The following is an 8541-nucleotide window of genomic DNA, read 5'->3' as shown; positions in this document are numbered from 1 at the left end:
ACTGCGAGGGGGGGACGGAGAAGGCTATGTTAGCCGGGCGACGGTTGTCCCGGTTTAAGCATGTAGGCGGAGATTCCAGGTAAATCCGGAGTCTTGTTAACGCTGAGGTGTGATGACGAGGCACTACGGTGCTGAAGTAACAAATGCCCTGCTTCCAGGAAAAGCCTCTAAGCATCAGGTAACACGAAATCGTACCCCAAACCGACACAGGTGGTCAGGTAGAGAATACCAAGGCGCTTGAGAGAACTCGGGTGAAGGAACTAGGCAAAATGGTGCCGTAACTTCGGGAGAAGGCACGCTGATATGTAGGTGAAGTGATTTACTCATGGAGCTGAAATCAGTCGAAGATACCAGCTGGCTGCAACTGTTTATTAAAAACACAGCACTGTGCAAACACGAAAGTGGACGTATACGGTGTGACGCCTGCCCGGTGCCGGAAGGTTAATTGATGGGGTTATCCGTAAGGAGAAGCTCTTGATCGAAGCCCCGGTAAACGGCGGCCGTAACTATAACGGTCCTAAGGTAGCGAAATTCCTTGTCGGGTAAGTTCCGACCTGCACGAATGGCGTAATGATGGCCAGGCTGTCTCCACCCGAGACTCAGTGAAATTGAACTCGCTGTGAAGATGCAGTGTACCCGCGGCAAGACGGAAAGACCCCGTGAACCTTTACTATAGCTTGACACTGAACACTGGTCCTTGATGTGTAGGATAGGTGGGAGGCTTTGAAGTGTGGACGCCAGTCTGCATGGAGCCAACCTTGAAATACCACCCTTTAATGGCTGGTGTTCTAACGTAGACCCGTAATCCGGGTTGCGGACAGTGTCTGGTGGGTAGTTTGACTGGGGCGGTCTCCTCCTAAAGAGTAACGGAGGAGCACGAAGGTTAGCTAATCCTGGTCGGACATCAGGAGGTTAGTGCAAAGGCATAAGCTAGCTTGACTGCGAGAGTGACGGCTCGAGCAGGTGCGAAAGCAGGTCTTAGTGATCCGGTGGTTCTGAATGGAAGGGCCATCGCTCAACGGATAAAAGGTACTCCGGGGATAACAGGCTGATACCGCCCAAGAGTTCATATCGACGGCGGTGTTTGGCACCTCGATGTCGGCTCATCACATCCTGGGGCTGAAGTAGGTCCCAAGGGTATGGCTGTTCGCCATTTAAAGTGGTACGCGAGCTGGGTTTAGAACGTCGTGAGACAGTTCGGTCCCTATCTGCCGTGGGCGCTGGAGAATTGAGGGGGGCTGCTCCTAGTACGAGAGGACCGGAGTGGACGCATCACTGGTGTTCGGGTTGTCATGCCAATGGCATTGCCCGGTAGCTAAATGCGGAAGAGATAAGTGCTGAAAGCATCTAAGCACGAAACTTGCCCCGAGATGAGTTCTCCCTGACCCCTTAAGGGTCCTGAAGGAACGTTGAAGACGACGACGTTGATAGGTCGGGTGTGTAAGCGTAGCGATACGTTGAGCTAACCGATACTAATGAACCGTGAGGCTTAACCTTACAACGCCGAAGATGTTTTGGCGAAAGAGACATCGAAATTCAGCTTGATTACAGATTACATCGACATGCGAAAAGTGTGTTGATAGACAGAATTTGCCTGGCGGCTGTAGCGCGGTGGTCCCACCTGACCCCATGCCGAACTCAGAAGTGAAACGCCGTAGCGCCGATGGTAGTGTGGGGTCTCCCCATGCGAGAGTAGGGAACTGCCAGGCATCAAATAAGTGAAGAAGCCCATCCTGCCGGATGGGCTTTTTTGCGTCTGCAGGGCAGTCAGAACTGCCGGATGCAGCGAACCATTTTATCCAGCCCATAAAAGCCCACTCTATTTCAAACCGATTTTTCTCTTTCTCGAACATATCTGAATCCTTTCTCTGCTAATGAAAACCGTGATCTTTCTCTCATAATAACTTATAACAATTATATAACATTTATGTCACCAAAAAAGACACAACCACCATTGATAAATTAATGCAATCGTTGGCAGGGGTACAATTCTAATGGCTGATAGCAGTGTAACTGAGAACGGGGCGCTGGCAGACGGCGATACTCGGCGTCGTATATGGGCGATTGTCGGAGCATCATCAGGGAATCTGGTCGAATGGTTTGATTTCTATATCTATTCTTTCTGCTCTCTCTATTTTGCTCATATCTTTTTTCCATCAGGAAACACCACTACGCAACTCTTACAAACAGCCGGAGTTTTTGCTGCAGGCTTTCTGATGCGACCGATTGGCGGCTGGCTGTTTGGTCGCATCGCGGATAAGCACGGGCGTAAAAAGTCGATGCTGCTGTCAGTTTGTATGATGTGTATGGGATCGCTGGTGATCGCTTGTCTTCCGGGATATGAAACCATCGGTACCTGGGCTCCTGCTCTATTGCTGCTGGCTAGGTTATTTCAGGGGCTGTCTGTCGGTGGTGAATACGGGACCAGCGCTACCTATATGAGTGAAGTAGCCGTTGAAGGGAAGAAAGGTTTTTATGCTTCCTTCCAGTACGTGACGTTAATCGGCGGGCAGTTACTGGCACTGCTGGTTGTGGTCATATTACAGCAAACGTTAGAAGACTCAGCGCTAAGATCGTGGGGTTGGCGTATTCCATTTGCGTTGGGCGCCGTACTGGCTATTGTTGCGTTATGGCTGCGTCGACAGTTGGATGAAACCTCGAAACAGGACGTTCGCGCGCTGAAAGAAGCTGGTTCTCTGAAAGGTCTGTGGCGTAATCGCAAAGCCTTCATCATGGTGCTTGGCTTTACCGCTGCTGGCTCGCTGTGTTTTTACACGTTCACAACCTACATGCAGAAGTACCTGGTTAACACCGCCGGTATGCATGCCAACGTAGCCAGTGGGATTATGACGGCGGCACTGTGTGTGTTTATGCTGGTGCAACCGTTGTTCGGTGCCTTGTCAGATAAAATTGGCCGACGTACTTCAATGCTGTGTTTTGGCGCGTTGGCCGCGATTTTCACCGTCCCCATTCTGACAGCGTTGCAAAGCGTGACGTCCCCGTATATGGCGTTTGCTCTGGTGATGTGTGCCTTGCTGATTGTGAGTTTCTATACGTCAATCAGCGGTATTCTGAAGGCCGAAATGTTCCCGGCACAGGTGCGCGCTCTGGGGGTTGGATTATCTTATGCGGTGGCCAATGCTCTGTTTGGTGGCTCAGCCGAATATGTTGCGTTATCCCTGAAGTCTGTCGGTATGGAAACAACATTCTTCTGGTACGTTACAGCACTGGCAATAGTCGCATTTTTGGTATCCCTGATGCTGCATGGGAAGGGGAAAGGTCTGCGCCTCTAGTGATGTGCCAGTTGCCAGACCGCATAACCGGTAGACGCACCTGCAACATCCCAGGCGAAGTCTTTCCAGCTCCAGCCGCTCCCAGCGGGACGGCTGTCCCATAGCTCTTTTGACGCGCCCAGGCTGACTGAGAACATCAGGCCGATAGCCGCGCTGCGATCGCGGCTGTTGCCCTGATGTTGAGCATATTCGTTTCCAGCCGCGGAGAGCATAGCGGAGGCGATAAAGTGTTGAGCCTTGTCTTGTCCGCTCCAGCGGTCGTTTGCCATGTGGCTGCAGCCAGAAATGGCCATGATACTGAAAAGAATAAACAAGCGCACCGTTGCCTCCATAGGAAAAACCCCGTCACTGGACGGGGTCTTGGTTACAGAATACGGCTAATTAATCTGTCGATACGGATACGGCGTAGTCGACGGATGAGCTTACGCACTTTGACTGGATAGTCGGCAATGCTTTGCAGGTCGCGATAGTGCTTAACGACGGTGGTATGCGTGCGAATAAGCTCCAGCTCTTTATCGCGCTGGGGAGTCAGCTCTTGCTTCGGATCGTGGATAAGGATGGCGTTTTCCAGATCCAGACGCCAGGCGCGAGGGTTAAGGTTGTTGCCGGTGAGCAGCATCCATTTATCATCAACCCACATGCCTTTCAGATGATAGGTGTTGTCATCATCTTTCCATAAGCGCACGACCAGTTGGTCGGTATTCACATAATATTGCAGTCTGCTCAGGAAACGGCGCAGGTTAATTTCATACAGGTAGGGCAGCGCGCCGATGATTTTAAATGGCTCATCTTCTGGAATGAAAAAGTCGTTGGCAGTTTTATCACCGACAATGATCTCGACCTTTTTGCCTTCACGCAGCAGCTGAATGATATTGCGCACCAGTATAGCGGGCAGGTTGAAATAAGGGGTACAGATTGTGAGCTTGTGCTCCGCGCAGGGCATAAGGTGGAAAATGGTCTTATTTAACAGACTGGATTTTCCAAGGCCTACCAGAGGCGTTACCGAAAGCTGTTCATTATCCGCATCACCCTGAAAATGGAATGACGCATCGCGCAGTTCCTGACGGTACAGGCGGATGTCGTTTTTAATTTCCGGGCTTTTAGGGCGATTAATATCATCAAGGCGATTAACGCCGCGACCGTTCATCAGGTTCTGCGTGACCCAATCGAACATGATATCGGCCATTTGCGCGTTGCGAATCAACTGATAACGGTCATAGCGATATTTATCATGCTGATGCAGATAAACATCATTCAGGCTGGCCCCGCTGTACAGGACGCTGTCATCGATGATAAAGCCTTTAAAATGCAGGACGCCAAGCGCTTCTCGGGTGTTAATCGGAACACCGTAGACAGGAATATCAATACCTGGGTTTTCTTGTGCCATTCGGCAATACCAGTCAGCGTTGGTATTTGATGCCGCAGCACCAATACGTCCGCGCTGGGCTCGGTGCCAGTCGACAAGCACCCGTACATCCAGTTCAGGACGCTGCCGTTTTGCCGCATAGAGCGCGTCGAGTATGCCTTTGCCACCGTCATCCTGTTCCAGGTACAGCGCAATAATGCAGATCCGTCGCGTCGCGCTGGCTATTTTTTCCAGCAGAGTCTCCCTGAAATTAGCGGGAGCATAAAAGAAATCTACATCATCAACTGACTGAGAAATCTTGGGTAGTTGGGCAAGGTGTTGTTGATGTTTATTACGCTTAAATTTTGACAACATCACAGTGCATTTCTTCTCTGTTCATTGAAGGGTCCTCTGTGCTATGCAGACGACATAAGCGGGTAATGATACCACCAGTACCTATTAATGTGGTCAACATTTCCAGTACCTTACTCACGATTCCTCAAATTGGGCCAGATTAAGCGTTAGCCCAACAATTCCCTCTTCGAGTTGGACGTCAACAGCGAACCCGAGTTTCCGGGCCAGGGCGACCATCCCACGATTGTTTGGCATCGTAATACCATTCAAACGTCTAAGTCCGTGATCTCGGGTATATGCAATTAATTTTTCCATCAACCGGCGACCCAGTCCAAGCCCTTTGAGATCTGAACGAACCAGCACGGCGAACTCGGCGTCAATGTTATCAGGATCCGAGATTGCTCGCGTTACGCCGAGGATCTCTTGCTGATTGTTTTTACAGCGTATCGCAACAAAGGCCATTTCCCGATCGTAGTCGATCTGCGTCATATTGGCTAAATCTTCGTGGGTAAATTCGTTGATCTCACTGAAATAGCGATAATAAAGATCTTCTTTTGTTACCTGAGAAATGAACTGCTGCAGATGAGGTTCATCCTCGGGCAAAATAGGGCGGAACAAGCAACGCTCGCCGTTCTTCAACTCCACCCATTCTTCAAGCTGATGGGGGTAGGGACGTATAGCCAGCCTGCTTTCGTTATCGCCCGTGAAAGGGGCAATGTCCAGCGTGACATCCAGCGCGGTAAATTCACCGGCGGAGGCCAACAGCGGATGAATATCCAGACGCTGAATTTCCGGACAATCGACGATCAGATTGGAGACCTGCACCAGAAGCTGACTTAACCCGGCGATATCCAATGGGCGTAATGCGCTGCGAGCGCGGATCTTTTTATTTTTGATCCCCTGGATCACCAGATAACGCGCCAGATTCATGTTCAATGGCGGCAACGCCACCACGGCTTGTTCTTCTGGTCGCCACTCAACTCCGCCTTCACCAAGCATAATCAACGGGCCAAATACCGGGTCGTGTTCAACGACGACGCGCAGCTCCTGAGCGCCAGCGCGATTCGCCATACTTTGTACTAATAAACCGTGAATGCGCGCCTGCGGCCAGGCCATTTTTACCCGATCAAAAATCGCATTGGCTGCCTGCTGCACCTCTGTTGCCGTCCGCAGGTAGAGCATTACCCCCTGAACTTCTGATTTATGCGGGATATCAGGAGAACGCAGCTTTAGCGCCACTGGGTAACCGATTTGCTCCGCGATGTGTACGGCTTCAGCGCTGTCGCTGGCGATCCACGTCGGCAGCGTGTGTAAGCCATAGGCTTGTAAAATCGGCTGCACTTCATGGGTATCCAGCGACGTTGCTCCTTCAGCAATCGCCTGCTGTAACAGATTATGCGCCTCGGCGGTGTTGGTGGTCAGGTAGTCGGGCAGCGCAGGGGTTTCCCGCAGTTGCTTCTGGTTACGCCGGTACTCCACCATATGCATAAACGCGGTGATGGTGCCTTCTGGCGTGCGGTAGGTAGGTAATCCGGCTTCGCTAAACAGTCTACGGGCTTCCTGAGAGGAAAACTCTCCGCACCAGTTGGTCAGCAACGAGACAAACTTACCGCGGGGATGACGTTTTACCGCTTCGATTAACGCTTGTGCGCTTTCTGTTCCCGGGGCGGCTGCGCTGGGTGAGTGAATCACCATCAGTGCGTCGAAATCCTGGCTGGCGAGCAAGATATCCAGCGTCTTAACGTAGTGTTCGCTGCTGGCGTCGTCACGCAGATCCAGCGGGTTGGCGATATCAATATGTTCAGGTAACGCATCGCGTAATTTCTGGCAGGTATCTTCACTCAATGTCGCCAACTTACCATTTTTTGACCACAGCTCATCTAATGCCAGTGCGGCAGGCGCGGCCCCATTGCTGATGATCATCAGCCTGTCGCCGCGCAGTGGACGCATGTGGCTCAGGGTTTCTACCGCAGAGAACAGCTCGTGAGTGTCTTGTACGCGTAATAAACCGGCGCGCTGGATAGCCGCGTCCCACGCAGGGTCCATCCCTGCACTGGTATGCAGTAAACGCTGCGCAGCCGGACTGCGACCGCTCTTAATCACCAGAATGGGTTTATTGCGCGAGGCGCTACGGGCGGCGGAGACAAAGCGCCGGGCATCACTTAAATGTTCGAGATACAGTAATATCGCGCTGGTTTTACTGTCGCGCGCCAGGTAATCCAGTAGTTCATCAACGTCGATATCCAGGCTGTCGCCCAGCGCGATAAACCAGGAAAAACCCATGTCGCGCTGCTGCGCCCAGTCCAGAATGGTGTTGGAAATCGCCGCTGACTGGGAAATAAATGCCAACTTACCGCGCTTGATGGGAACGGGGGAAAAGCTGGCGTTAAGCCCCTGCCAGGGCGCGAGAAGTCCCAGGCTGTTTGGGCCGAGGAGACGTATGTTGTAGCGTGCGGCGCAGGCCAACAATTCCAGGTGCTGCGATGCGGGAGCTGAAAGAATAATGCAGGTTTTACAGCCTTTCTCGCCAAGCGCTTCGAGTAATGCCAGGTTGCGGCTGGCATTGGTGCACAACACGGCAAGGTCTGGGCTAAAAGGCAGGCTGTTGATATTGGGCCAGGCCAGGACGCCCAACACCGCTTTCCATGCTGGCGTCACTGGTAAAACAGGTCCATTGAAACCGCCGGCAAGCAGGTTACGCATCATCAGGTAACCTGCGCGATTAGGCTTCATTGACGCCCCAATCACCGCAATGGATTTCGGTCGCAGTAGTGCTTCCAGACCACGCTGACTCATATCGGCTTCCTTAATGACACCAGTGACCGAATGATTTTAAACGCTTTCTGGCGAGTCTGCTGTGACGCTTCCCTGATGTTGCGTTTTTCCTGCCAGGTAGCGGGTTTTAAAGCGAGTGAAATGTTCGCTCAATCCCTCCGCGGCTTGCGTATCGCCCGCCAGATCCAACAACGCGATGGCCACTTCGGCAGTACAGTATTGCCCTTCGGCGTGAATGCCACGCAGGTGGTAAGCGGAAAGTCGCGATAAATCAACGGAGATCACCGGCAGGTTATCAAGGTACGGGCTTTTGCGGAACATTTTACGCGCTTCAGGCCAGGTACCATCAAGCATGATAAACAACGGCGGTTTACCGGCTGGTGGAGCGAAAATCACTTCACGCTCTTCGCCCGCATAGGATGCCGGGAATACAACCATCGGCTGGTAATCCGGATTTTTCACCAGTTCGAGCAGCGCCTGTGGCGGTTCGGTGCGTGACCACTGAAAAGCCGTGGTATCGGGTAAAATATCGGCAATCAAACGTCCCGTGTTGCTGGGCTTCATCGGCTCGGTATCAAACATCACCAGACAAAAGCGGCTTTTGGCCTCAGACGGCACCAGCGTTGCGCACAAGCAGAGCTTCAGCGGCAGCAGGCAGCGCTGACAGCGGCGAATGCGATTACCTCGGGCAAGGAAAGGACGCGTGGCGCGCGCGAGGCGCTCAGCGCGTAACTGAAGAACAGCGTTATCGGTCATGGGAGAACACGTTGAAAA

Annotated in this window: 5 protein-coding genes and 2 rRNA genes; 3 read left to right on the top strand and 4 right to left on the bottom strand. The window is 52.2% G+C overall.

Annotated elements, in window-relative coordinates:
• The 3 genes from WC7_RS08505 to WC7_RS08515 form a co-directional block, all read left to right on the top strand.
• Positions 1-1497, top strand: a 23S ribosomal RNA gene (locus tag WC7_RS08505); the annotation flags it as partial.
• 96 nt (positions 1498-1593) lie between these two features.
• Positions 1594-1709 (top strand): 5S ribosomal RNA (rrf, locus tag WC7_RS08510).
• Between the two features lie 285 nt (positions 1710-1994).
• A complete protein-coding gene (locus WC7_RS08515; RefSeq protein ID WP_016154060.1) occupies positions 1995-3293 on the top strand; it encodes an MFS transporter in 1299 nt (432 codons plus the stop codon).
• Here the strand turns inward: WC7_RS08515 and WC7_RS08520 are convergent.
• From WC7_RS08520 to tapT, 4 genes are all read right to left on the bottom strand, one after another.
• Positions 3290-3625: a YfiM family lipoprotein gene (locus WC7_RS08520; RefSeq protein ID WP_202633508.1), complete on the bottom strand. Its 336-nt coding sequence runs from the start codon at positions 3623-3625 to the stop codon at positions 3290-3292. The two genes, WC7_RS08515 and WC7_RS08520, sit on opposite strands and share 4 nt — an antisense overlap.
• A gap of 32 nt (positions 3626-3657) precedes the next feature.
• Positions 3658-5013, bottom strand: coding sequence for a CDP-diacylglycerol--serine O-phosphatidyltransferase (gene pssA / locus WC7_RS08525; protein WP_003835350.1), 1356 nt, complete (start codon positions 5011-5013; stop codon positions 3658-3660).
• 114 nt (positions 5014-5127) lie between these two features.
• Positions 5128-7788 carry a bifunctional acetate--CoA ligase family protein/GNAT family N-acetyltransferase gene (pat, locus tag WC7_RS08530; protein WP_016154058.1) on the bottom strand — a complete coding sequence of 887 codons (2661 nt, stop codon included), beginning with the start codon at positions 7786-7788 and terminating at the stop codon, positions 5128-5130.
• Positions 7789-7824: 36 nt separating this feature from the next.
• The gene (gene tapT, locus WC7_RS08535) at positions 7825-8523 is read right to left on the bottom strand and encodes a tRNA-uridine aminocarboxypropyltransferase (RefSeq protein WP_016154057.1); all 699 of its coding nucleotides are present in this window, start codon (positions 8521-8523) and stop codon (positions 7825-7827) included.
• Between the last annotated feature and the right edge of the window lie 18 nt (positions 8524-8541).

It is taken from the genome of Citrobacter sp. KTE151 (genome assembly GCF_000398845.1).
Taxonomy (GTDB): Bacteria; Pseudomonadota; Gammaproteobacteria; order Enterobacterales; family Enterobacteriaceae; genus Citrobacter; species Citrobacter braakii.
Note: the sequence above shows the minus strand (reverse complement) of the source record. Positions and strands in the feature narration are given on the sequence as shown.

What these genes read in the sequence shown, in the direction of transcription:
- tapT (WP_016154057.1), bottom strand. Translation starts at nt 8,523, where the DNA reads ATGACCGATAACGCTGTTCTTCAGTTACGCGCTGAGCGCCTCGCGCGC.
- pat (WP_016154058.1), bottom strand. Translation starts at nt 7,788, where the DNA reads ATGAGTCAGCGTGGTCTGGAAGCACTACTGCGACCGAAATCCATTGCG.
- pssA (WP_003835350.1), bottom strand. Translation starts at nt 5,013, where the DNA reads ATGTTGTCAAAATTTAAGCGTAATAAACATCAACAACACCTTGCCCAA.
- WC7_RS08520 (WP_202633508.1), bottom strand. Translation starts at nt 3,625, where the DNA reads ATGGAGGCAACGGTGCGCTTGTTTATTCTTTTCAGTATCATGGCCATT.
- WC7_RS08515 (WP_016154060.1), top strand. Translation starts at nt 1,995, where the DNA reads ATGGCTGATAGCAGTGTAACTGAGAACGGGGCGCTGGCAGACGGCGAT.